General features: G+C 41.5%; 16 protein-coding genes and 1 pseudogene. 5 read left to right on the forward strand and 12 right to left on the reverse strand.

The annotated features are described in order from the left end of the window. Positions 1 to 436 precede the first annotated feature (436 nt). The 8 genes and pseudogenes from N6B01_RS12275 to mdcA form a co-directional block, all read right to left on the reverse strand. Positions 437 to 2281, reverse strand: a complete 1845-nt coding sequence (locus N6B01_RS12275) for an autotransporter outer membrane beta-barrel domain-containing protein (RefSeq protein ID WP_262079005.1) — start codon at positions 2279 to 2281, stop codon at positions 437 to 439. A gap of 341 nt (positions 2282 to 2622) precedes the next feature. Next, positions 2623 to 3546, reverse strand: coding sequence for an ACP S-malonyltransferase (locus N6B01_RS12280; RefSeq protein WP_262079006.1), 924 nt, complete (start codon positions 3544 to 3546; stop codon positions 2623 to 2625). Between the two features lie 3 nt (positions 3547 to 3549). After that, positions 3550 to 4446, reverse strand: coding sequence for a triphosphoribosyl-dephospho-CoA synthase MdcB (gene mdcB / locus N6B01_RS12285; RefSeq protein WP_262079008.1), 897 nt, complete (start codon positions 4444 to 4446; stop codon positions 3550 to 3552). After that, positions 4409 to 5080: a malonate decarboxylase holo-[acyl-carrier-protein] synthase gene (gene mdcG / locus N6B01_RS12290; protein ID WP_262079009.1), complete on the reverse strand. Its 672-nt coding sequence runs from the start codon at positions 5078 to 5080 to the stop codon at positions 4409 to 4411. Before mdcG ends, mdcB begins: the two co-directional genes overlap by 38 nt. Next, a complete protein-coding gene (locus N6B01_RS12295) occupies positions 5070 to 5753 on the reverse strand; it encodes a biotin-independent malonate decarboxylase subunit gamma (RefSeq protein WP_410007267.1) in 684 nt (227 codons plus the stop codon). Before N6B01_RS12295 ends, mdcG begins: the two co-directional genes overlap by 11 nt. Before the next feature lie 138 nt (positions 5754 to 5891). Beyond that, positions 5892 to 6779: pseudogene (locus N6B01_RS12300) on the reverse strand (biotin-independent malonate decarboxylase subunit beta); the annotation flags it as partial. Next, complete coding sequence (gene mdcC / locus N6B01_RS12305) at positions 6776 to 7090, reverse strand: malonate decarboxylase acyl carrier protein (RefSeq protein ID WP_262079010.1); 315 nt, start codon at positions 7088 to 7090, stop codon at positions 6776 to 6778. The gene mdcC and the pseudogene N6B01_RS12300, both read right to left, overlap by 4 nt. Before the next feature lie 11 nt (positions 7091 to 7101). After that, positions 7102 to 8748: a malonate decarboxylase subunit alpha gene (gene mdcA, locus N6B01_RS12310; RefSeq protein ID WP_262079011.1), complete on the reverse strand. Its 1647-nt coding sequence runs from the start codon at positions 8746 to 8748 to the stop codon at positions 7102 to 7104. Positions 8749 to 8954: 206 nt separating this feature from the next. Between mdcA and madL the strand changes: the two genes are divergently transcribed. The 3 genes from madL to N6B01_RS12325 are packed head-to-tail and all read left to right on the forward strand — an operon-like array spanning position 8955 to position 10817. After that, positions 8955 to 9365, forward strand: a complete 411-nt coding sequence (gene madL, locus N6B01_RS12315) for a malonate transporter subunit MadL (RefSeq protein ID WP_182418057.1) — start codon at positions 8955 to 8957, stop codon at positions 9363 to 9365. Further along, a complete protein-coding gene (madM, locus tag N6B01_RS12320) occupies positions 9358 to 10119 on the forward strand; it encodes a malonate transporter subunit MadM (protein WP_262079012.1) in 762 nt (253 codons plus the stop codon). Before madL ends, madM begins: the two co-directional genes overlap by 8 nt. Before the next feature lie 11 nt (positions 10120 to 10130). Further along, positions 10131 to 10817, forward strand: a complete 687-nt coding sequence (locus N6B01_RS12325) for a GntR family transcriptional regulator (RefSeq protein ID WP_262079013.1) — start codon at positions 10131 to 10133, stop codon at positions 10815 to 10817. Between the two features lie 39 nt (positions 10818 to 10856). Here the strand turns inward: N6B01_RS12325 and N6B01_RS12330 are convergent, their stop codons facing one another. The 4 genes from N6B01_RS12330 to N6B01_RS12345 are packed head-to-tail and all read right to left on the reverse strand — an operon-like array spanning position 10857 to position 17552. Beyond that, entirely contained in the window at positions 10857 to 12890 is a 2034-nt protein-coding gene (locus tag N6B01_RS12330) for a hypothetical protein (protein ID WP_262079014.1), read from the reverse strand. Then, positions 12887 to 14032 (reverse strand): VWA domain-containing protein, encoded by a 1146-nt coding sequence (locus tag N6B01_RS12335; protein WP_262079015.1) that lies wholly within the window; start codon positions 14030 to 14032, stop codon positions 12887 to 12889. Before N6B01_RS12335 ends, N6B01_RS12330 begins: the two co-directional genes overlap by 4 nt. Next, positions 14029 to 16461 carry a DUF5682 family protein gene (locus N6B01_RS12340; protein ID WP_262079017.1) on the reverse strand — a complete coding sequence of 811 codons (2433 nt, stop codon included), beginning with the start codon at positions 16459 to 16461 and terminating at the stop codon, positions 14029 to 14031. Before N6B01_RS12340 ends, N6B01_RS12335 begins: the two co-directional genes overlap by 4 nt. Then, the gene (locus tag N6B01_RS12345) at positions 16458 to 17552 is read right to left on the reverse strand and encodes an ATP-binding protein (RefSeq protein WP_262079019.1); all 1095 of its coding nucleotides are present in this window, start codon (positions 17550 to 17552) and stop codon (positions 16458 to 16460) included. The genes N6B01_RS12340 and N6B01_RS12345 overlap by 4 nt, the downstream gene beginning before the upstream one ends. Positions 17553 to 17733: 181 nt before the next feature. On the opposite strand from N6B01_RS12345, the gene N6B01_RS12350 reads away from it, so the two are divergent. After that, positions 17734 to 21486: a DUF4132 domain-containing protein gene (locus N6B01_RS12350; protein WP_262079021.1), complete on the forward strand. Its 3753-nt coding sequence runs from the start codon at positions 17734 to 17736 to the stop codon at positions 21484 to 21486. A gap of 90 nt (positions 21487 to 21576) precedes the next feature. Continuing rightward, positions 21577 to 25389 carry a DUF4132 domain-containing protein gene (locus N6B01_RS12355; protein WP_262079023.1) on the forward strand — a complete coding sequence of 1271 codons (3813 nt, stop codon included), beginning with the start codon at positions 21577 to 21579 and terminating at the stop codon, positions 25387 to 25389. Positions 25390 to 25434: the final 45 nt, after the last annotated feature.

Genomic DNA, 25434 nt, shown 5'->3' on the forward strand with positions numbered 1-25434 from the left:
CAGGCAGATACAAATATATGTCAATAAACTAAATCAATTAATTGATAATATTTTATATAATACAGATAAGAAAATACCAATATAGATGATAAATATCAAGGATATCTGGCTTAAAAAGCGCCAATTATATTATAAATTAGAAAATTATAATATAACAAAACCAACTGATTTTAATGATTTCTATTTTCTCCAAAAATTGTATTGAAAAATAGAGAAGTATAAGGATTACAAAGACTATTGCATTGCCTATTACTCCCCCCTTTAAGCCACCTTAACCACAAAAGATGAAAGCCATCTTGCGCCAAACTTGTCAAAGATCCTCACAATAAAGTCAAACAATCATTGACTGATAGAACTTTTGTAAAGATAAAAGACATAAAAAAACTGGCTCCTTTCAATCACATGAAAAGAGCCAGTCCTTAAATATTTGTAAATATTAAACGATTGTTACATTAACACCTGCTTGGATGTGAAGGCTTTCATCACCATGAGCATAGACACTATAAACAACACCAGCACCATCCGTATAGCTGCCGTCAGTAAGCGACCAGCTATTATCAAGCTTAACAACATCGCTACCGTCACCCTTAATATTAAGACTTTTATCATCAAAGCCATTATCAAAAAGCGAACCATTAAAACTTAATGTATTTTTACCATTACCAGTAAGGTCAAGCGCTGTAACTGCAGAGCTAAAATCATCACTAAACAGATTTCCAGCATTAATATTGCGACCATAACCGCTAATATCAACTTCAAGACCAAGCTGATTATTGTGATTTTCGTTAAATTCATTAATCAAAGCGCCAAGCCAATCAAGACTTGCAAAGCCAAATGATTTTACAGAGTCAACGCGCAATACATCAAGATTGCTATTTGCCATACCATCTGTATGGAACATGTCGGTTAGCCATGTTTGATAATAAGTATTAAAGCCAGCAACAGTAAGCGAGTTAAGCTCTAATGTGTCATAACCCTCGCCAGCATTAATTTGCAATGCACCTTGCTGAATAAAGCCATTAAGCGAAATTCGGTCATTGCCATCGCCCGTATCAATAAGGTTATAGCCTGTTCCAGATGCTAACACCTTGCCATAAATCTCAACAACATCATTGCCTTCACCAGCGAAAACTTCGTTTTTGCCGCCATTTTGCGCTTCAAGACCGCGACTAAACACAATCTTATCGTCACCCTCGCCGGCATCAATGTGATTGGTTCCAGCAGCAATCACTTTATTTGTAAATAGCAGTGTATCGTTACCTGCGCCTGAACTAATACTATTAATACCGTTTTCATGGCTAACCATACCGCGAGCAAAGGTCAAGAAATCATCACCAGCGCTCGTTGTAATTTCATTAAGATGATAGCTTTCAACAAGACCTGAAATGGTTAGAACAGTTTTGCCGCCATTTACTGTAAAGATATTTGAGCCAGTATTGCTAGCAGTAAAGTTACCAACTATGGTTACTACATGATCGCCAGCACCGATAACAAACTGATTAAAGCCACTTGCATAAACGCCATTAGTTACCGTTAAAACCGTATTACCATCACCAAAAGTTAATGAATTTTCACCGCCAACGCGCGATTCAATGCCGCGGGCAATAGTAACTACGTGGTCACCTGCAGCTGCGGTAATTCTGTTCGTTCCACTGGCAAGAAGACGGCCACCGATAGATAAAACCGTTTTTCCAGCACCAAAAGAGAAAGAATTTACGCCATTTGAAGCGGCATCAATACTGCCCCAAACACTTGCGATATGGGTACCCTCACCCATTGAAAACAGATTTGCAGCTTCACTCGCTGCTGTAACACTACCCGTAATTTTAAGCGTTTTTGTTCCATCACCAAGCGCAACCCGATTTTGGTTACTTGATTGTACATTGCCTAAAATAGAAATAACATCCGTGCCATCACCCAAACTAATGGTGTTGCTACCAAGATTATTGGTTTTCATACCCCAAAAAAAGGTTAAACCATGATTGCCATCGCCAAATACAATGCTATTTTCAGCCCCTGCTGTAGCATCCAAACCACCCCATACATTAAGGAGCTTATTGCCATCGCCACCGGTAATCGAATTTGAGCCACTCCCCTTTAACCGACCACCAACAAAAATGCTATCATTGCCATTGCCAACATCAATACTGGTTGATGCGCCTGCAGAACTTTCAACATTTGACCAAACCTTGATAATATCATTATTATCACTGCCGCTAATCTCCTTTACACCTGCAGTAGATGTAAAATTCCAACTAGACCAGAAATTTCCTAAAGCCATTTAAATGCCCCACATGGTTAAAAATATTAAGAAAGAGAATGCTATGCTAGCTAAGTTAAATATATAACTATACATGGTAAAATATTGCGTATAGTCACAAATATAAATTAAAGCATTGCTATATTTATTACAGCATCAAATATTATTCAACAATAATCTAACTGTACATATATTTTTATTGATATTTTTAATTACATATTATATTAGTTATATATTATATATTTTTTTCTTTTAAAAAAAGAATTAAACAATAATTTATCTATATTAAAGCTTATAAAAATACTAAAAATCTTATATTAATTTTACTTAAAAGCTAAAATAACGCATTCCCCACCTTAAACTTATTCCTGCCTTTTTAACCACATTTCGATTCCATCAATCGTTTGAAAATCACCAACTGCATAAGCAGACATTGCAGGATAATAACTTTTAATCATATTTGCCAATGCGTTACCCGGACCAAGATCAAGGATAGACGTTACCCCTTGCTCACTCAATGCCTGTAAAACTGCTTGCCAATCAAGCCGTTGAGCAATTTCCTCGGCAAGTTTTTTTAAACCATCTTGCACTTTAAAAATACGGCCACCATCAAGACCACTAAAAAGCAAACGATTATCATCCATTGCATTAAATGGCTTTGCTGCTATAAAATCATAAAAGGGTTGAACCGCATTTGCAAGAAATGGCGTATGCGAGGGAATAAACACATCTAGAACATCACAGCGCGTTGCCCCTATATTGCGCAATTCTTCGCATAGTGTTTCAATATCATTTTCATTGCCAGCAAGTATAAAAAAATTATCTGGATTATGAATAGCAATGACACAATTAGCTTGATGCAAAGGCGTTTGTAATTGTGCTTCACTTAGCCCCATAACAAAAGCTAGCCGCGCCTTTATTGAATGAGCGCTATCCATCAAGGTTGCCCGTTTTAATGTGATAGCCAATGCTTCTGTTGGCTGCCAAATATTGGCAATAGCAAAAGCTGCAACCTCGCCAACACTATAACCAGCCACGCATATGCGTTCTGGTAAATGATCCTTAATTAAATTATAATGGCATAGGGCAGTAAGTACAGAAAAGAATTGGTTATAGTAATTACTTGACCGTGTTTGCGGATCACTTTCACGTAAAAACTTTAACGGATCATGGCCTAATAAAACGCCGGCAGCATGAAGCAAATCACTATTTTTCGAACTATTTGCACCCAAATCTAAGGATTGCGGCGTTAAACGTCCTTGCCCGCCGCATAATAAAGCAAACATTTTCTATCCATCCCCCAAGCATTCTAAAAACACGGTAGCAGCCAGCATATCGGCAACGCCACCCGGCGACAAATTGCGTTTAATGAAGTTATCATGTATTTCCGCGGCCTTTTTTTGCCAATCAATCTGTGTAATAGAACCATCTTCGATAAATTTTTGCGCAGTGTGCTGCGCAAAAGTCATACCTTCGATACCTCCGCGATGCAGTAAATTGGTGTCGCAGATTTTGGCTAACAATCGCATCGTGACATGAATCCGTTGTGCTTCTTCCACCTTTGTCCACTTGCGCGCCTCATGTAATGCCGGCAAACCAATTTCATATAGGGATGGATAGCCCCTTGCTGCCTCTTCACGCGCACCACCTGCGCCATATAAGCGCAATACTTTGGTGCCATGACTTGTCAAACTAATTGGCCCATGTGAAATATCATGCCCCCACTGATTGGCGATAATAGTACCTAGCTTTATAGGCAGCGGAAAATTTTGCGTTTTAAACCCATAGGCTGCGCATAGTAAACCAAGAGCAAAAATTGCGCCACGATGGGCATTTATACCATTGGTTACCTGTATCATTGCCTGTTCGGCAGCTATACCGATGCAACGTAGCTCATTCATTTGTGCGCTTTTTGTACCAGCAATAAATAAATCTTTAAAAAATGGTCGAATAGCACCAGCGCTCTTTGCCAATATTGCATAATCCATATCCGCATGCGCGCCATTATCTATATGACTTACAAGGCCGGGCTTTGGATAAGTCTGCAATTCCTTGATGAGGGCGTCATATGCTTTATTGGCAATGGCATCACCTTGTTGCCCAATATCATTAAAAACCAGACTGTTTTTTAACTGACCAAATTGTTTGTTAAACTGACCAGACTGTTTGTTTAACTGATAAGTCATCTTCATTCTCCCCCACCCATGTTGCAAAAGGCATCAGCACCACACCAGTATTGGTTTTTACGATTATATCATCCTTATATTGACGTAATATTTCTTGATAATGAACACCGCCCTTTGGTCTAATCAGCTCCACATCAATACGCATCAATGCAGTTTTATTGATGCTTTCAATGCTATTACATAGATTTAAAACATAATCTTGCCTTGGTAAGACAGCTAAGCACAAATCAAGATCGGAAGTTTTACTGATATAATGCATATTTGTTAACGCTTGCCAGCATAGACTACCAAACACTCTAAAATTTGCGTCAATTTGTATCATCGCCTTAATCAGGTTTTGCCAATCATAAGGTGCATAACGCGCTAACTCACTTAGCAAAGGTGGCGGAGTTGTTTTGCTTATGTAATGTTTATGACTTATGAGCGATATTCTTGCCTTGCCCATAGTTGGAGGTAAAGGCAAACCAAGCAACAGATCATCATTATTTTTCAGCATTGGTTGTTGCGTAACAATGAGGGGGAAGTTTTTTGCCTCCCACTCTTTCAACACATCAAAGTGATATTGCTCATATAAAGCTTGCCAACCTGTCGCATCAAGCCAAACAAGGTCATGACGATGAAGATCACCCATCATAATTTGCAAGTTTTATAACAGCATTTGACAAAGGCAATGTCTTTAATCGCCCCCCTCTTTCCAAGCCCAACTGCGCCCTTTTATCATGAGGGCGCTGCCCCTCAAGACTTTGATAAAGGCTAAGGAGTTTTTGCGCCTTTATATCGACATTGCCGTCATTTGGCCAAATCTCATCTATTCCGCCAGTCTTATAAAGGTTTAGAAGCCCTGGAGCAAAAACCGGCGTTGCCTTGGCCATTTCGGTCAGTTGATCAATCGATAATTTAGTAACCCGCGCCATTGACGGCAAATCCATCACGGCTGGATAAGCATCAGGCAAGGCAATAAGTGATTGGGTGGCAAGAGCGCTGGCAATAAAAGCACCTGCCGCACTATGGCCGTATAAAACACCAATCGTTACATGCCCATTAAGCGAAGCAAAAATCAATGCTTTGGCCAATTGCGATAAATATTGATTAAGACCCAATAATTCATCACGTTTGCTCATATTTTGGCTAGCAGAATCCACCAACACCAAAATTGCCTGCTTGGGATGATTTTCAACGATATTGATAATATGCCGCGATAAAATATTGGCATCATCAATGGCAATTGGTGCACTATTAGCAATGCCAATAATATGACAAGGCGTGCCATTTAAACTTGCTTGCCCGATAATATGATTATTACTCACCGTTACCGTAAATTGGTCTACAAACAAAGATGATAATAATTGATTTAACCCATCAGGCAATGGCTGGGTTGGCGTTGCAGTAGTTGTTGCGACATTTTTTGATGCATCACTGCAATAAGCTTGTTTTACGCCGCTTAAGAGTTGTAAAAATTGATCATCAGAAAGCGATGGAACTTCTTGCGCGTTGCTAATACCCAATTTTGTCCAAATATCGATTGCATCTTTAGCATCACCAAAATTATTAAGCCGGCTTTCAAGCTTTTCTTGCTGTTGCTTTAAAGCGGCAAATCCAAATTGCTCATCTTGATCTAAAGCAGTTATTGCAGCGTGCCTAAAGGCTAATATGTCATCGGCAACAAAATAGTCCGCATCTTGCATTAGGCTGCGATGTTTACCGCCCATTGTGCGCCACACAAGCGCACGATCGCGCGAGTCAAACTCCTCTACCCCCTTATTGGTTTCAATAACTTCTGGGCCGCTTACACTCATGCGCCCATATTCGGACATAACAATTTTACTGGCGCAAGCACTGATAAGACCAGCGCCCCCATAGCAACCAAAACGCCCGCCAATTAAAACCACAACCTTGATGCCACTAAGCCGCGCCTCAACAACTGCCCGCATAATTTCAGCAATCGCAATTTCGCCAGCATTGGCTTCTTGCAATCGCACGCCGCCGCTATCAAGCAAAAGCACAAGATCATGGTTTTCATGCTGTGCCGCCTTTATCAGCCCTAGCAATTTTGCACCATGAACCTCGCCAATTGCACCACCCATAAAACGCCCCTCTTGCGCGGCAATGAATATCGGCTTTTGCTCAAGCATGGCACGGCCAATAACAATACCATCATCAAATTGTTCTGGTAGATTGAACAATTTAAGATGTGGGCTAACAACGCGTTGTTCTGGGCCGATAAATTCTTGAAAACTATGCTTATCAACCAGATAATCTATTCTTTGTCGCGCACTTGCTTCATAATAGCTTATAGATTCATTTTTATTGGAAAGTTGAGCTGAATTCGTCATTCGACTTCCTCCATTAAACGCAAGGCTTGTGCAAGACGCAGCGACACCGTATCAGGTCGCGCCCCACCATCATTAATCGAGATGCGCAAACCACCAACCGCATACTGCTCGACAAAATCCCCCATCACCGCTTGCCATATTGGCTCAAAGCCATGCGAAGCTGTTTCCACATCAATAATGCAACGGGTTTTATCATCAATGCGCTCCACCAAAGCCTCAAGATTACCCGAGGCAACAACGCCGATAATAACTTGCTTTCTTTGGGGTTGCGCTGCTCTATTGGTTAAAAACTCAAATTTCATGTTTTCCATGATTGCTCCCCTCACCAATTACGAAAACGGCTAGGAGGATTGTAAAGCCCCCCTGATTGCACCATAATATCCTTGATGGAACGCGCGGCCAAATAACGCCGATCAGCATCAAGCGGATCAATGCCCAAATCAATGGGGCGCTGAATAACACCGCGCGCCCTTAAAGTTTCCACCATTTTTTTATCACGCTGACGACCAATATCCGTATAGCCGGCAACACCGCGAATGGCTTGCTCGCGCTCAGTTGCATTGCGGCAAAGCAATAGATTGGCAATGCCTTCTTCGGTTACAATATGGCTAACATCGTCATTATAAACCATAATTGGCGCAAGATCGAGGCCAAGCTTTTCGGCCAAAACTTCGGCATCCAACTTCTCGACAAAAAGCGGCACATTATTAGCACCAAAGGTTTCACCAAGTTGCACGACAAGCTTTCGACCACGGCGTAAATTCGCAGGAATGTCTGGTTGTGCTTCTTCCCCTGCCTTTAACCAAGCAGGGCTACTATGACGGCGACCATGGGGATCTGACCCCATATTGGGCGCACCACCAAACCCCGCCACACGATCAGTAGTAATGGTGGAGCTATGGCCATTAAGATCAATTTGCAAGGTTGAGCCAATAAACATATCACAAGCATAAAGGCCTGCGGTTTGGCAAAAAGCTCGGTTAGAGCGCAGTGAGCCATCAGGCCCCGTAAAGAAAACATCCGAACGCGCCCGAATATAGTCCTCCATACCAACTTCAGATCCAAAACAGTGGATCTGCTCCACCCATCCCGCTTCAATGGCTGGAATTAGGGTTGGATGCGGATTTAAGGCAAAATGCGTGCAGGATTTGCCTTTTAGCCCCAGCTTTTCGCCATAAGTGGGCAATAATAACTCAATAGCTGCCGTACTAAAACCAATACCGTGATTAAGTCGCTTGACCTCATAGGGAAGATAGATGCCTTTTAGCGCCATCATCGCAATCAAGATTTGCGTTTCAGTTATTGCACCGGGGTCACGAGTAAATAATGGCTCAACATAAAACGGCTTTTGCGTATCAACCACAAAATGCACAAGATCACCTGGAATATCAACACGGGGAACCTTATCAACAATTTCGCCCACTTGCGCAATAACCAAACCGCTTTTATAGGCGGTTGCCTCGACAACTGTTGGGGTATCTTCTGTATTGGGGCCAGTGTAAAGATTACCATATTTATCCGCGCTTACGGCGGCAATTAATGCAACATTAGGTGTTAAATCAATGAAGTAACGGGCGAATAATTCAAGATATGTATGCACTGCGCCAAGTTCAATTTTGCCGCCAAACAGCATGCGGGCGATACGCGCCGATTGCGGCCCCGAATAAGAATAATCAAGCCGTTTGGCAATGCCTTTTTCAAAAACATCCAAATGCTCTGGTAAAACAATGCCCGATTGCACCATATGCAAATTGTTAAGCTGGTCAGCATCTTGCGCAGCTAGCGCTTTAGCTAATATATCCGCTTGTTTTTGATTATCCCCCTCAAGGCAAACACGGTCGCCAGAGCGGATCACCGCCGCCAATAATTTTTCAATATTTGTCCGCTCGACAATTTTACCTTTAGCAAAGGCGCTCCCCGACGCAATTCTTTGCTCCAATGCTTGTTTTTGGCAGTTCCAGTTTCTCATCGAGTCCTCCCGCATACAAATATAAAGATAATCTATCTCAATGTATTTATATTGTCCATAATATTTTTTTGTGTATACTATAAACCATATTTATCCAGTGGGAGGATACATAAATGAGGAAAAAATCTAAAACGCAATACATTTTTCATTCATATGGGGAAGCTGTCCTTTGGGGGAAACTGCAATTGGCAGCATGGGAGGGGTAAATGACTATATCAGGTGTCGCACTTCTGGCGATTTGCACCCTATTGGGTGGTTTTTTAGGAGATTTATTGGGTAAAATTCTTGGCGTGCATGCCAATGTTGGCGGTGTTGGTATAGCGATGATGCTATTAATCGCTATGCGTTTATGGCTCAAAAATAAAAATATTTTAAGTCGCGGCGTTATTTTTGGCGTTGAGTTTTGGGGTAGTCTTTATATCCCGATCGTGGTCGCCATGGCAGCCAGCCAAAATGTTGTTGCAGCGGTTGAAGGTGGGCCACTCGTTGTTATTGCTGCAGTGAGCGCTGTTGCTGTTTGTTTTGCTTCAGTTGCAATTATCGGCAAAATGAGTGGCACAGTGGAAACCATGGACGAGATTGAAGCACGCGAAAAAGCGGAGGGCAAAAATGGTTGAGATGATTATGAGCGTTTTGCAACATAATGCGCTAATTACTGCTTTTGCCTTTATCGGTATTGTCATGTGGATTTCAGCCATGCTGTCCAAATATCTAACCTTTGGGCGCGTACATGGGTCAGCGATTGCCATTATCATCGGCCTTGCCCTTGCCTTTTGGGGAGGCATCGCGACCGGCGGTCAAAAGGGGCTTGCCGATGTGGTTGGCTTAACCGGCATTGGCTTAATGGGCGGCGCTATGTTGCGCGATTTTGCAATTGTTGCCACCGCTTTTGAGGTGGATGTTGAACAAGCAAAAAAGGCAGGTCTTATTGGCTTTGTTGCATTATTACTTGGCACATTTTTTCCCTTCATCGTGGGAGTAATCGTTGCTTTTGCCTTTGGCTACACCGACCCGATTGCCTTAACAACAATTGGCGCCGGGGCAGTTACCTACATTGTTGGCCCAGTAACAGGTGCGGCAATTGGTGCCGATTCTGCCGTTATGGCGATATCAATTGCGACTGGCGTTTTAAAAGCAATTTTGGTAATGATTGGTACGCCCTTTGTTGCCAAGATGATTGGTCTTAACAATCCACGTTCAGCCATGGTTTTTGGTGGGCTCATGGGGACGGTCAGCGGGGTTAGTGGTGGTTTGGCTGCAACGGATAGGCGTTTGGCGCCTTATGGCGCCCTAACCGCAACATTTCATACCGGTCTTGGTTGCCTTTTGGGGCCGTCAATATTATTTCTTGCAGTAAAAATGATCTTTTAAAGAAGTTGAATATGAGTGAAAAATTTGGTGGCGATGAACAAACGGTTTTATTATCCGAACGCATTAGAAATGCTTTAAGCGATGAAATCACCGATGGCACCCTGCCACCAGGCTCTGATTTGGACGAGCAGCAACTTGCAATAAAATATGGCGTTTCGCGCACCCCCGTGCGCGAAGCTTTACGTCATTTGGAGGCCAATGGCCTTGCTGAAAAACGCGGCCGGCGCGGTCTTATTGTTACACCGCTAACTGCTGAGCGCATTATGGACATGTTTGAAGCAACGGCTGAAATTGAAGCGATCTGCGTTCGCCTTGCCACTTATAGAATGACACCGCTTGAGCGGTGTACCTTAATGGAACTTCATGAACAATCACACGACATGGTCATTAACAATCAAATCGATGATTATGACCGCATGAACCGTAAGTTTCATGAAAAAATCTATCATGCCACCCATAATCGTTTTTTAGAAGAACAGGCCATTGCCATTCGCTCCAAATTGAGTGCTTTTCGCCGCCTGCAATTGCGCGAAAACAATCGTATTAGTAGATCTCGCCAAGAACATGATATGGTTATGCAAGCCATATCGCAAGGCGATGGTGAAAAAGCTGCTCTTTACATGCGCGCCCATATGTTAAATGCCGCCACCGCACTTGCCCATTATATTGAACAGCGCATCAATAAAGAGGCAACTTAAATTTTTACGTTTTTATCTCAGCTCTATTTATCAAACCAACTATTTTAGCGGCTGTAAATAGGGCAAGGAGCGCAATTTTTGCATTGCTTGGTTAAGTGCATAAATAAGCGTCAATAGCGGATATGCAAGCTTTGCAAATTCACTATCAGCAAAATCTTGTTCAGCAATAATGGTCGCCATACTGGCAAATTTGCTGAACCCCGCCTGTTGAAGGATAGAGCCAGCCTTTTGCAAATTATCCTTATATCTCTGGTTTGCAAAACCAATTTCAGCAATCGATTGAATTTGGTCCAAAGCATCAGCAAGAACAAAATTTGCGCGATCACTTTGTTGAAAGTCAAAGCGCTTATTTTGAATAGCGTTTAAAAATCGATGCCAACTCCAATTTTTATTGGCAGTTTTGCCATCTAGCCCTAAATTTTCAATCATATTTTTGCAAACAACCGCAATTGGCCGCAAGGCAAAGCGCCCTTGCTCAACAACAACATTAGCGACAATCGCATCAACTTTATTGCCTGAATGTAATTCAACCGCAATAATGCGCGCTTCCTTATCACTATTATGATCCAATGTTAGCGCCAACCATTGGCCATTACTATCCATAATTGGCCAGATCACTTGTTGACGTAAATCATCAAAATAATATTCAAAATTATTGCTTGGCACTAGCAAAACGGGTTGTATTGTCGGGGCAATATTATAAAGTCCTTGCATAAAAGCCTGTTGTAAATCATCAGCCAAAACCTGCCAATCGCTATAGGCACAAGCAAGCTCGGTATAGGTGCCAGTAAAAAGCTTGACATCTTTTGCTATAACACCTTGCGACATTGATAAACGCCCTTGGGGGGATGCCAAAGCGCCGGTTAAAGTCAACTGGCTGCGGCTCAAATCCCTTGGTGATTTGCCAAATAAATGCCCAGTATAATAAGCACTATCAGGTATAAAGGAAGGATCGACACCCGATGGACGCGCCAAAGCACCACTATACCATTGTTGGTTTTGCGGCGCATAAAAAATTGTACTAACGCCGCGTGCGCCAGTGGTTGTGCGCCAAATTTCAGCCCCCATACCCACTAAGTCAATATCACCAATTGGCAGATAATCTTGCCGATAAACACCTGCAAGTTTTATGAAATTTTCATCATCTATATTGGTTTTTCTTAAAATACGCACCAACATGGCAATATGAGCAATAAATGGTAAATATTGCTCAATTTCAAATGATAAAGCGCGTTTTCTGCGCTCGCGAATACGATTTGCTAAAATGCGCAAAAGCGCCGATAATCTTGGTAAAGCATCCGCTCGTGATGATACAGAAAGCGCAAAGATACGCTCCTCTAAAGCTTTGGGTGCAATATTTAACCCTGTGCGCAAGGCATCCAATAAGGCTTCATCAACACTATCAAGAAAGCCGCTATCGGGTGCTTGCTTTTTAATGATTACCGCGTTCTCTTCGCTGACATCATCATTAATGTGCCATTTTCTACGGGCAATCAATAAGGCAGCAATATGAAATGTTTTGCGCTTAGCAGGCGATATTTTCGAGACCATCCCCTCTAGCCCCTGCCCCAAAAGATAGCAAATTTCCTCATCCATGATGAAAATACGAACGCTATTTTTTTCCTCTTTGACGATTGCCCCCTTAGCCGCAATATCATGAGCTGCCTGCCATCCAGCTTTGCCGGCAAAACGCTGCAGAATAGCTGATGAAAACTCGCAAATCTCGTCACGAGCGCTTTGGCTTTGCTCCAAAATTTGATCCTTGATTTGATCCTTGGTTTTAAGGCCTTCTTCAATCGGCAATGCGCGTAAAAATAATGTTGCTGCAAGCTTATGGCGGCAGACAGACGCGGCAGGGCAACTGCATTTTGCCTTAAGAGGGCCGGCTAAACCCATTGCAACGCTTTCCCCATCCGCCTTAACTGTTGCATTATCACCGTCACAATCGATAAATGTAACCTTGCCGCCCTCAATATCGCGGGTAGCACGACGCACCAAACCCTTATTCGCTAAAAGTTCAAGCGCACTTTCGTCAAAGGCTACTAAAGCTTGATGGAGAGCGAGCGATATCATGAGGATATAACTCCCCCTAGCCAATCTGCCAACCTATCTGGTGTAAGTGCCGCCACCTCCATACCAGCCTTTGCCAAGCGTTGTGCCATGCTTATATCATAATCAACAATACCATCATCATTAAGGGCTGCAACGCCAAGCATTGTTACTTGCGCACTAGCAAGACGGCGAATAGCTGCCAATAATTTAGCGGGTGAACCACCTTCACAAAAATCGCTAATTAACACAAAAATGGTTTGGCGTGGTTGCTCGACCAATTGCTCACAATAATTCACCGCCATGCCAATATCGGTACCACCACCAAGTTGCACCGACATAAGCACCGAAACAGGATCAGCAAGTTGATCGCTCATATCAACAATGCGCGTATCAAACAGCACCAACTTTGTTTTAACCGATGAAAGACCACCTAAAATAGAAGCCATGATAGCCGCATAAATAATAGAGCTAGTCATTGATCCCGATTGGTCAACACATAAAATAATAGTCTTGGAGAAATAGGATCTTGATCGCGAATGAAAGCGCAACTTATCAGCAATAATGCGGCGATTAACAATATCAAAATTTTTAAGATTATCGCGAATGGTTGCCCGCCAATCAAAATCCTGCATACGCCGCAAATGGCCACGCCGAAAACGATTACGCCGCCCTGATGCAGCGCGCTCTAAGCGTAGTTTTAAGCGCTTTTTTATATCTTCGATAATTTTTTTGGCAATATCGCGAATAGTCGCTTGAATAGCGGGATTGGCTCTATCCTTATAAAGCATCAAGCTACGCAAAAGATCTGTATTCGGAGTTAACGTTTTTAAAGTTTTAGGATCGCTCAATAATTCGGTCATGCCAAGATTTTGCAAAGCATGCCCTTCAACCACTTCACATACTGATTGTGGAAAAATCCCTCGCAATTGTTCCAGCCAATCAATCGGCTTAATACCACTTGAATCGCGACCTCCTAATGGGCTTTTTTTCGCATTTTCTTGGCGCAATCCTCTTTGTTTTAATTCGCGTGAATAAAGATAATCAAAAGCTTGGTCGCGCTCAATGTCGACACCTCCAAGCTTACAATCACTGCCTAGTCCCGTTTCACTATAGCGACCAAGCACAAGGCGCCAACGGCGTAAACCTTCAACCGAATTGGTCATATAAGCTGCTCCTCTTGCATTTGCGCCAATACATCTTGCTCAAGAGCCAATCGTTGTAATACCGTGTTTTCATCAAGGCTAGAATGAAGCAATAAAAAATCTTCCTGATGATAATATTTACCAATATTTTTACCAAGCCGATCCAATTCATCTGGATCCAAGCGGCTAAAGGCCAAGCGCAAAAAGGGTAATATTTCAAGGAAACTATCGTCATCAAAACTCGTCAGCAGCATATCTGCCTTTTCCATCAATTGCGATACACGCCATAATAATTCACGCGAAATCGTAATCACCCCATGAAGCCAACCAACGCGCTCTTCACTCGTGCTATAAGCTGCCTGTATTTCCCCTGCAAAACGCTCAACCAATTGTTCATCACTTATTTGGCCATTAAGACAAGCAAGGGCGGCAATAGCACCACGTATGGCGGGCGGCGCATCGGTATTAGTGAGTAAATTTGCAATTCTTTCCTGAAATATTTCCCCATCAAGCTTTGTTGCTTCCCGTTCACTTAAAATAAGCAATTCCCGTAAATTCGCTAATGCATCAACAAGAGCCATGCTTTGTTCGTTGTCAGCATGAATAATATTGGGTAGTAAAAACATGGCGCGGCGGTAGCAAATGGTAATTAAATCACGCACCACTTGCTCATCATCCAAAGCCAGCCATTTACGCGCTTGCCATAAGGCGAGCACCGATTTTAACCCATCAACAACACTTACAAGATTAGCATCTGCAATAATTTCTTGTTCAATAAGCGGTAATATTTGCTTTGCAGCCCCTGATAGACCAGCTTCGCAAGCATTAATAAAAAGCCTAACAGCGCTTGCCGTCTCCCCACCATGCCCATTTTCTTTCAAGGCAGTAATATTGTGAAATAATTGCAACAATAGCGATTTTTGTAATGTGTCACTTTCACTTGCAAGCTCGATTAAACGCGCCTCGGTCAAGGGTGACCATTGAATGGTCCAGTTTTCAAATAAACGATCTGTTGCATAACCATTGCTAAAATCTGGTCCAGCGGTGCGACTAGCAAATTGCACATTTAAAAACTTCATTCCATGTAAAAAGCGGCTAATAGCGCGATGTTTTGGTTTGCGATAAATATCAAGAGTACGATTGCGTGCCTCCCCATCATCAATCTTAATACCTAACGCACGCGCTTTAGCAAAAAAATCGCGTAAAAGCGGTGGCACAGCTGCTTTTGACGATATTGCACCAATGGTAGAACCCGTTAAAAACGAATAAAATTCGGCTAAGATTCCACTGCCTTCGCCACCTTCATGCCCTTTTAGTAAAGCGGTGCGTAAAGCATCTATAATATCACTGCGCATTGGCCCTTTATGGCCACGCAACTGCGCCAAGCCATTGGCCATTTCCAACGCATTTACTAAAGCTGGAAATGCGATACGCTCATGGCGCATATCTTTGCGCAAATGCGCAATAAATTCGATTACAATTTTTTCTGCAATAATCTCAAAAACGTTACTTGGCTTTGTTTCATCTTCAACAATGCAATTTTGTTGTTGCCAAAGCCGATCATAATACCAAGGAAAAGGCAATCCACTCATATAGCCCGTAAGGGCATTTAACTGACGAAAGCCATAGCGGATCAAATATGATTCCTCTAGCGTTTCCACGATCTTTGCTTGTTGTGGCGCACGCACCAAATCCAGTAAAATAGGTGCATGGAAACCACCAACAATAACTACGATGGGACCAGTTTTTTTAGCGCTCTCGCGGGCAATAATTGCCGCCATTTGCGCTTCACGCTCCAAAGTGCCATCACGTTGCAAAAGTTCATCATTAGTAGATTGACGCATATGATCACAATAAACACCAATCCCTGAAAATAGACCGCGCCAATCGCTTTCACCAAGCTGTGTTTCAAACATTTGGTCCCATAATTCATCACCATCGCGGCAACCAATTTTTTGACAAAGTGCCTTGGTATAATCACTACTATCAAAATAGTCCTTGCTTAAGGGAAAGAACTTATCGGCAATATGGCTTTGTTTTTCTTCGTCACTTTCATTATCGCTAATGTCATCATTATCATTATCGTCAGATGTATCATTTTGAAATCGGGAAAAAATGGGGAGATCAATAAAATGCGTCTCGACCTTGTTTTGGTGTGCCCATAATAAGCCAATATATTCAGGGCTATGGCTACAAATTGGATAATAGCTGCTACCTAACGCATTTTTAGAGGGAAAAGTAACAATGGCGACTGGCGGAACAGTGCCATCATCAATGATCTGATCTATAAGGCGATCATAATGATTAGGGCCTTCAATCAGCACCGTTTTAGGCTTGATTTCGTCAAGCAATAAACGCACAGCAAAAGCACATGCCGGACTATGATGGCGTACCGGCACAATGGTAATCTGCAACCTTTCATCATAAAGAAAAGACGGATGTTTTGTCATGTGAGTTTTAAGGCTCGTGCTGCGCTGTAAAATTCCCTCCAAGGGCCTTTTTTACCGGCGCGATCTTTAACTATATAATCAATATAGGCTTTAAATCTTTTGCCATCCTCCGGCTCATCTTTTAAAATAACCCCTTGTATTTGGTGGGCGATATGGGCGCCCGATACACTGCCATTATCCAAAAAGGCCGCTTCCAGCACGGCAGCCTGCATAACATTTACCGCTTCTGCCGTTGACATAACCGCATCAGGTTTAGTGAGCGCTATCCCCTCACGCGTGCGGCCAGTGCGCAAATCCTGAAAAGTTTCAACCAAAATATCTATTGTTGCATCTATATTGCTAACCTCAATGCCAAGCGGTGCTAATCGCGCATCAAGCTGTTGGCGCACCAAGGCGCGCTCTTGCTCGCCATCACTGATTGGATGAACAATTTCAAAATTAAAACGTCTTTTTAAAGCGCTCGACATTTCATTTACGCCGCGGTCACGTAAATTGGCCGTTGCAATAATATTAAACCCAGGCGCTGCACGCAAAGCATCATTTGAACCAAGTTCAGGTATTGCTAAAGATTTTTCGGACATGATAGAAATCAGCGCATCTTGCACTTCGGGCGGGCAACGGGTAATTTCTTCAAAGCGGACGATGCGCCCTTCTTTCATAGCTGAAAAAATCGGGGAAGCAACCAGCGCTCGTTCACTTGGCCCTTCAGCAAGCAGCAAAGCATAATTCCATGAATAGCGAATATGATCTTCACTGGTACCAGCAGAACCTTGCACAATAAGCCCTGAATGACCGCTAATGGCGGCGGCTAATAATTCTGATAGTAGCGATTTTGCCGTGCCCGGCTCTCCTGCCAACATCAGCCCTTGCGCACTCATCAAGGAAACAATAGCACGATCAATTAAACTATCTTCGCCATAAATCTTACGGGAAATGCCCTTTTTTTCATCACCAACAATGAAACACCGAACAAAACGCGGCGACAACAGCCAACCTTTCGGCTTTGGTAAATCATCAAGGCTTTTTAATCTTTGCAATTCATCCGCATAGATTTCTTCAGCAGGTTGCCGCAAACTGGCCTTTTTTTCCATAGACTATGACCTTTATATTATAAATATAAGAATACACTAATATTATTTTAGAAAAATTATAATTCTTGTGAATTAAAACATATACTAAAAACTATAATTTACATTGATTTGTAGTCTTGCCGCCTCATTGAAAATAGATATTATACTTTGCAAGGATCACGTCAATTAAAAAGGGGTAGCTATGAACAGCTTAAAGCTAGGCAGCAATTTGACTGTTGAAGATACGCCACCCAAAGTTTCATTGGATCGCTACCGGATTACCTCTGGATTAAATAGTATGCGCATGGGAGATTTAACTTTAGCACCAGCCTTATGTGATTACATAGAAACTGGCAAAAATGAAGCAATCTTGCTCCAAGCTCGAGGTAAGGCTACAACAACCTATTGCAACCTACATAATGGCAAAATACTATATGCATTAAATTATAAATGGCAACCATTAGCTTTTATACGCTTAGGCAAAGTTTTAGCTTCATTATCGCCAATAACAAGTACAAATTATAAGATGCGCGGCACTAGCATATCACCAGATTGGTGGCGTTATAGCGTATATTACTTGCAAAATTTAGATCATAGCTCAATTGCGGCTGCCTCTGATGAATTATATGCATTAATTCAAAAACCCGGAAAACTTTTGTTAGAATTGGCTGATATTGGCGGCTTAGGCGTTGAAGATATTTTTGACGTATTTATTCACAACTATAATGGTTATCGCAATGAAGTAATCCTAAAAGACTTTTACGGCATTGAAGATTGGTTCATAGAAAATAGACAAACGATCATCTCTCTCGCCAAGAAACTTCCAAGCAATAATATGATTGAATTTTGCGATTCTCTTTACAAATTGAATCTCGTCGAACCTTTTACTGATTTCCTAATTGAAGAAACAATGAGTAAAAGCAAAACTGTTCGCCAAAAAGCATTACTCTCACTAAACCATGCTGATAAAATCATATTAAAAGAACGCATATTGCAGCTTTTTCCAACACAGCCGAGTGCGAACCAAATTTTATTAGTAAATGCAGTGATCGTACTTTTTAACGAGCAAGCAAAATCAATATTGGAAATATGGAAAAACGATAAAAATCCACCCAAACTTAAAAAAACAATTGAAGAGCAGTTAAACTTCCAAAACGCCACTGCGCACTCAGCTCAACAAGATTTTTCAAATAGTGGCGGTTCCTATCTTGCTTTAGATGGCAGTATCGTCACTATTCCTGCTTATGACAAGGCAAAGGAACAAGTCCATTTCGCTATTAATCCTATTGATGAAAGCTATTTTTTACCGGTTTTTGATGCACTTGCAAATTATAATCACCATTTTGATGAATCCTTGGCAAGACGAAATCCAAACGATAAATGGCATTGGACTAAAAACGCAAAAAAACTTGACAAACAGCAGGTCAATAAAGAGCTGCACGCTATTTTATCGGGAAGTTTAGATAAAGCCTTATCGAGCCATAACTTATTTGACACCCATCAAAAGCGCAATTTTGATACCTCAGGCTTGAAAGAATTTGCGCAATGTAAAGACCTTTCGCTTTACCAACTCATGCTATTGTTAAATATGGAACATTATGTTGATCATTTATCGAATTTAAGCACTTTTGGGGAAAATATTTTTGGTCCTGTTATTTTAAAAAAAATGCGTGAAATTGGCGATTGGCGAGTTTTAAACCATATTTGTATTAAACAACAAAGACGCCCAATTTTGGAGCACCTTTTAACTGCAATGGAATGTTATGATTTGCCCCTTATTCCATTTATAAAGGCTGAAGATCTTTGGACGCTTGTTGCCGAAAATCTTGATCTTCTTGACCAAGCCTTTAATATTGCTCCTCCAATTGATAATGTCAGCTATCGTTTTGATATTGCATTTTATCTACTAACACTATTACCCAAAGTTCCAATGCGTTATGCGACAGCCCTCATACTGATGGTGACTGGTAACAGCTTGAATGGCAATAGGATAACTCAGCAAGAAAGACAGCAAGCTCGTACGTTATTAGCAGCCTCACCACAGCTTGATCCTGCTATTTCAGGGCTTTTAGAAAATGAACAAAAAGAAATACGCATTAAAGCAGCCGATTGGCTAAAAAGCCGTAAAGCCGTTTCGCAAATTCCTGCTTTGCAAGCAGCACTTAAAAAAGAAAAAAATGATGCAGTACGCGGAGCACTTCTTTCTGCACTTCAACATTTAGGTGATGATATTTCCAGCCACTTTGTAGCAGAAAAATTACTAAGCGAGGCACAAAAGAGATTGGAAAAGGCCAAGGGAAAAGAACTTGATTGGTTTCCCTTTTCCCAATTACCGCAGGTTACTTGGAACAACGGCAATGCCGTTGACCCTCTGATTATCCGTTGGCTATTAATCCTTGCCGCAAAGTTAAAGCAACCGCAAGGCAATCCGATGATAACCTTGTGGCTTGATCAATTTACAAAAGAAGGCGCCCATACCCTTGGGGCTTTCATTGTGGAAGCGTGGATTGCCTATGACACGCCAATGACAACCAATGAAGAAGCGACAAGTTTTGCTATAGCTCATATTGATCAGCGCTTACAAACCAATTTACAATTAGTTAAGGCAGCACCACAATCTGCATGTTTCTATACAACCGACCGCGATTCACTATTTGAAGAACTTCGCCATGAAAAATTAGGCAAATACAAACAAAGCGCGATTGACAGTAAAGGTATTTTAGCCCTTGCAACCCGTACTGATGGCGCAATCATTGCAGCCATTGGTAGTCACTATATTAAAAAACATGGCAAGCGCACCGCCCAAGCCAAAGCAATCATTGACATGCTGGCAGGAAATCCGGCCCCTGCTGCTATCCAAGCAATTTTAGCGGCAGCAACCCGCACCAAACAAAAAACGGTGCAAGACCATGCACGCCAAGCCATTAATGACATTGCTGAGCAGTATGGTTGGACCTTAGACGAATTGGCTGATCGCACTATTCCAACGGCAGGGCTTGATGATAATGGCGAAGCAGAGCTTGCTTGTGGCAAGGGGCGAATTTTTAAACTTAAACTCAATGAGCAAGGCAATCTTATTATTTTTAACGATAAGGGCAGCCAAATAAAAAGCTTGCCAACCGCAAGTAATGCGTTTGAAAGCCAAGAGATTGATGAGGCCAAAAAATTTATAGCCAATGCGCAAAAGGAAATAAAGCAAGTTGGCACAGTACAAACAGAGCGGCTTTTTGAGGCCATGTGCTTGGAGCGTGTTTGGTCGGTTGAAGATTGGCAAAACTATCTTTTCAACCATCCTGTAATGCGGCAAATTATCTGCGGGCTTATTTGGATTGGTATGGATAATGATGGAAAACCACTATTAACATTTAGACCAATGGAAGATGGCAGCTTTACCGATAGTCGTGATGAAGCGGTTGATTTAAATAAAGTATCAACTATTAAACTTGCCCATATTAGCTTACTAAATAATGAAGAAGGCAATGCTTGGCGTCACCATATAAAAGATTATGCATTAACGCCGCCTTTTAGGCAATTGCGTGAAGATTTACCAACCATATCGAACAGTATAAAGCAGCAATTCGAAATCACCGATCGCAACGGCTTTATGGTTGAAAGCAATAGCTTGCGTAACTTGGCTAACAAGCTTGGCTATCAGCGCGGCGATATCGTCGATGGCGGTTATTTCACGAATTATATTCGCCGCCATACATGCCTTAACCTTGTTGCTAGCATTAATTTTACCGGCAATATTTTGCCTGAAAAAAATATATCAGCGGCTTTAACTAGCCTTTGCTTTTATAAAATGAGCAATAATAAATATTCTGCAAATATGGAAATCACTTTGGAAGAAGTTCCACCCGTTTTACTTGCTGAAACTTATGCCGATTATCATGCTATGGCAGCGGCAGGAACTGGTTTTGACAAGGATTGGGAAGCCAAATCTGAACTTTATTAACGTTATAAAACCATCACATATTTTTAATTTAGCACGCGTAAAATTAACAATTAAACTCGTTTGTCATATTATCATCTGAAAGGGATTAAGATGAGCCTATTTAGAAAACTATTAAATAAATTTTCTAATAAATTCAACAAAGCAACCCTTTATGAGCAAACAAGTGAAACCATAATTGTAAAGCGTAAATCTTTTGAAAAGCTGCTTGGCAGTTTAGGGCTAGAAGATAAAGACCTGATCCAAGACCTATATACATATTTGAAAACCGGACAAAACCAATCCATATTGTTACAGGCCGCCCAATCAACTAATAATTGTTATTGGTATGATACCGGACTAATGCTCTATCTTCCGCAAATTTTTGACTATAATTGGCAACCGCTTGGTTACCTAAGAATGGCCAAAATAATAAAAAATTTGATCCGTCACCCTCTTTACTCCAGCCACGTCTATGGTAGCAAGACATCACCCGATGAATGGCGCTATTTTGTAACTTGTGCCATACTTGCGAGCAAAGACCGCAATGCACCGCCATCTGGGGGTAGCCTACAAGGCTATAAAATAGATTGGCAGCAATTTGAGCAATTGGCCAATTTATTCAATGCTTCTATGGCTGAAATATTCGATCTTCTGGTCACGGACCATCCCGCTATGCGTTTTTCGCAACAAATACGCAATCCTGACGATTTAAAGCAATGGTTTATTGATAATAAGCAAGAAATCATTGCACTTTTAAAAACAATTAAAGGCGAAAGCCTCACCAATTTTTGCAAGCTCATTCAAACCCTTAAACTTTGTGATAATTATTTAGACGAACTTTTGCAAATCAGCATGAATAGTTCAAAAGCTACACGAAACGCAGCCCTTACAGCGATTTCAGCTGCCGATAAAAACCTATTTAAAGAAAAAATAGCTGCAATTTACCCTGACCAATCACCAAGCAACCGAGCTTTGCTAGCTTTAACAACGGTTACTATTTTAGAACGTGCGGCACTACCAATATTGTTAAATTGGCAAAGCACCGAAACAGCGGCAAAACCAAAAGAAACCATTAAACAACAATTGTCATTTTTAGGCAGCAATGGCGTTGAAGCTGATGATGGACTAAATAGTGATGACCGCTTAACCTATACGGCTCTTGACGGAAGTGTCGTTACCGTACCGCCATGCGTATTTGATGATGAGCAAAAGCAAAGTGAACTTGGTGATATTGATGAAATATTTTATACTAATTTTGCCAATGCGATTGATAATTATAACCAACACCTAGCGCAATTAAAAGCAAAAAGAAAAGAAAATGGTGGTACTTGGCATAGTTATGACGGCAAACAATTAGATAAAAAAATGATGTTGACGCAGCTGCGAAATGTTATGAAAGGCGAAATTGGTAAGGCTAAAAATTTAAACAATGCTTTTTTTATTTTATGGAGAAAAGACGTTGATCTTTCGGGAATAAGTGAATTTGTTGCCAATCCGCAATTGTCACTTTATCAGCTTTTGGCATTATTGGTATCCACTACCACTAACCCACTTTATTACTTGTGTAATAGTGGTCAACAATCCATCTTTCGACAAGCAATCATCAGTAAAATTAAACAATTAAACGATCTGCGTGCTTTTGAGCGCATTTGGGTGAATAAGTTAAAACAACAATCTTTTTTACGTCAATTATTAACAGGCACCTATTATAGTAGCGACCAATTTGATTTTCTAAACGATTGCGCTGAGCAAACAAGCAAGGATGCTGTTTCGTACTTTATTTTTGATGGCTTTGATCTATTTGATGAAGTCTTTGGTCTAAAACCATCGCAAAATAAAGATCACTATGATGTTTACAAGGCTTTTTTACTATTAGAAATGCTGCCTAAAATACCAAAGCGCTATGCAACGGCATTAATGATAGTAGCAACCGGTGGCGCCTTATTTAGTGGGAGCATCAATAAAAACACTAGAATTTTAGGCCGCAATTTATTAGAAAGCATGCCACACATCAATCCTGCTATTGCCAAATTATTGCAAGACGGACAACAAAATACGCGAGTGGAAGCGGCGCAATGGTTAGTTATACGCAAGGCAAAAGATGAGCTTCCAGCGTTAAAAACAGCTTTAAAAAAAGAAAAAAGCGATGTTGCCCGCGCCGCCATGATATCAGCACTTGGTGAGTTGGGCGGTGATGTTAGCGAATATTTGGCACCCGACAGATTATTATCAGACGCACAAAAAGGTTTGGAAAAAAATAAGGTAAAAGGCATTGACTGGTTTCCTTTTGACCAATTGCCAAAAGCTGAATGGAAAGATGGCAGCGCGGTTGAGCCGATTATTTTACAATGGTGGATTGTGCTTGCTGCCAAACTAAAAGAGCCACAAGGCAATGCCATGCTAAGCCTTTGGCTTGATCAATTAACTCCAGAAAGTGCCGATAAATTTGGTATTTTTGTTGCAAAAACATGGGTCGCCCATGACACATTGGCGGTTGGCAGTGATGAAGCCAATGCCTATGCATCTGCGCGCATTGATCAAGAGCTGCAAAGCAACCAACAAGCTGTAAAAAAGCACCCGCAATATGCTGAATACTATACCACAGACCGCGATTTGCTCTTTCAAGAGCTTCGCCGCCATGTATTGGGTAATTATAAACAAAGTGCAATTGACGCAAAGGGTATTTTAGCCTTGGCTGCACGCGGTAATGGTGCAGAAATTGCCGCTATTGGCAGTCAATATATCAAAAAGCATGGCAAACGTGTTTCGCAAGCCAAGGCAATTATTGACATGTTAGCGGCAAATCCTTCCACTGCGGCCATTCAAATTGTATTAGCGTCGGCTAACCGTACCAAACAAAAGACAGTTCAAGAGCATGCGAAAAAGGCGATTGATGAAATTGCTGCAAAATATGGTTGGAGTTTAGAGGAACTAGCAGAACGCACCATTCCAACCGCTGGACTTGATGAAAATGGTTGTGCTGAACTTGAATGTGGTAAGGGCCGTATTTATAAATTGCAACTCAATAGCCTTGGTAATTTAATAATTTTAAATGACAAAGACAAAGAAGTAAAAGCTCTGCCAACACCTAATCCTAATGATGAAGAGGAAAAAGCTGAAATTTCCGCATCGAAAAAATTTGTCACCAATGCCAAAAAAGAATTAAAGCAAGTTGTTACCTTGCAAACCGAACGGCTTTTTGAAGGCATGTGTTTAGGGCGGCTTTGGCCCAAGGCCGATTGGCAAGATTTTCTTTTTAACCACCCAATAATGCGGCAGATTGTCAGTTCATTGGTATGGATTGGCCTTGATAAAGACGGCAATAAAATCCAAACATTCAGGCCACTTGAAGATGGCAGCCTTACCGATAGCAATGATGAAGAAATATCACTTGATGCCATTCACATAATCAAGCTTGCTCATATCACTTTACTTAGTGAAGACGAAAGCAAGGCTTGGCGAACGCATCTTAATGATTATGAAGTGAAACCAGCTTTTATGCAGTTTCGTGAAAATCCTTTTATCCTTACCGACGACATGAAGAATTTAGTCGAAGTCAATGATCGCCAAGGTTGGATGATTGAAACCTTTAAACTACGAACCTTAACTGGTAAATATGGTTATGAACGCGGACAAGCTGAAGATGGCGGTTGGTTTACCACCTATACGCGCCGCTTTGCCAATGCCAATATTGTCGCTATCATTGAATTTACTGGCAATTATTTTCCTGAAACGAGCAGGCCTGCTGCCTTGCTTAATATTAGTTTTTCTAAATATTCAAGTAACGGCTATTATTGGGGCCAGGGTATGACATTGGGTAAAATTCCACCTGTTTTATTAGCCGAAACCATGGCCGATTATTACGCCATTGCGGCGGCAGGTACTGGCTTTAATCAGGATTGGGAAAAACTAACCTCATTATAAGACTGCATTATTACAATACAGCAAAATACAAAAATATCTATGACT

This window comes from Bartonella sp. HY406 (assembly GCF_025449315.1).
Lineage (GTDB): Bacteria > Pseudomonadota > Alphaproteobacteria > Rhizobiales > Rhizobiaceae > HY038.

Coding starts and splice junctions, on each gene's coding strand:
- mdcB (WP_262079008.1), bottom strand. CDS start 4,446: ATGACTTATCAGTTAAACAAACAGTCTGGTCAGTTTAACAAACAATTT.
- mdcG (WP_262079009.1), bottom strand. CDS start 5,080: ATGATGGGTGATCTTCATCGTCATGACCTTGTTTGGCTTGATGCGACA.
- mdcA (WP_262079011.1), bottom strand. CDS start 8,748: ATGAGAAACTGGAACTGCCAAAAACAAGCATTGGAGCAAAGAATTGCG.
- N6B01_RS12355 (WP_262079023.1), top strand. CDS start 21,577: ATGAGCCTATTTAGAAAACTATTAAATAAATTTTCTAATAAATTCAAC.
- N6B01_RS12330 (WP_262079014.1), bottom strand. CDS start 12,890: ATGATATCGCTCGCTCTCCATCAAGCTTTAGTAGCCTTTGACGAAAGT.
- madM (WP_262079012.1), top strand. CDS start 9,358: ATGGTTGAGATGATTATGAGCGTTTTGCAACATAATGCGCTAATTACT.
- N6B01_RS12340 (WP_262079017.1), bottom strand. CDS start 16,461: ATGACAAAACATCCGTCTTTTCTTTATGATGAAAGGTTGCAGATTACC.
- N6B01_RS12335 (WP_262079015.1), bottom strand. CDS start 14,032: ATGACCAATTCGGTTGAAGGTTTACGCCGTTGGCGCCTTGTGCTTGGT.
- N6B01_RS12275 (WP_262079005.1), bottom strand. CDS start 2,281: ATGGCTTTAGGAAATTTCTGGTCTAGTTGGAATTTTACATCTACTGCA.
- N6B01_RS12280 (WP_262079006.1), bottom strand. CDS start 3,546: ATGTTTGCTTTATTATGCGGCGGGCAAGGACGTTTAACGCCGCAATCC.
- mdcC (WP_262079010.1), bottom strand. CDS start 7,090: ATGGAAAACATGAAATTTGAGTTTTTAACCAATAGAGCAGCGCAACCC.
- madL (WP_182418057.1), top strand. CDS start 8,955: ATGACTATATCAGGTGTCGCACTTCTGGCGATTTGCACCCTATTGGGT.
- N6B01_RS12350 (WP_262079021.1), top strand. CDS start 17,734: ATGAACAGCTTAAAGCTAGGCAGCAATTTGACTGTTGAAGATACGCCA.
- N6B01_RS12345 (WP_262079019.1), bottom strand. CDS start 17,552: ATGGAAAAAAAGGCCAGTTTGCGGCAACCTGCTGAAGAAATCTATGCG.
- N6B01_RS12325 (WP_262079013.1), top strand. CDS start 10,131: ATGAGTGAAAAATTTGGTGGCGATGAACAAACGGTTTTATTATCCGAA.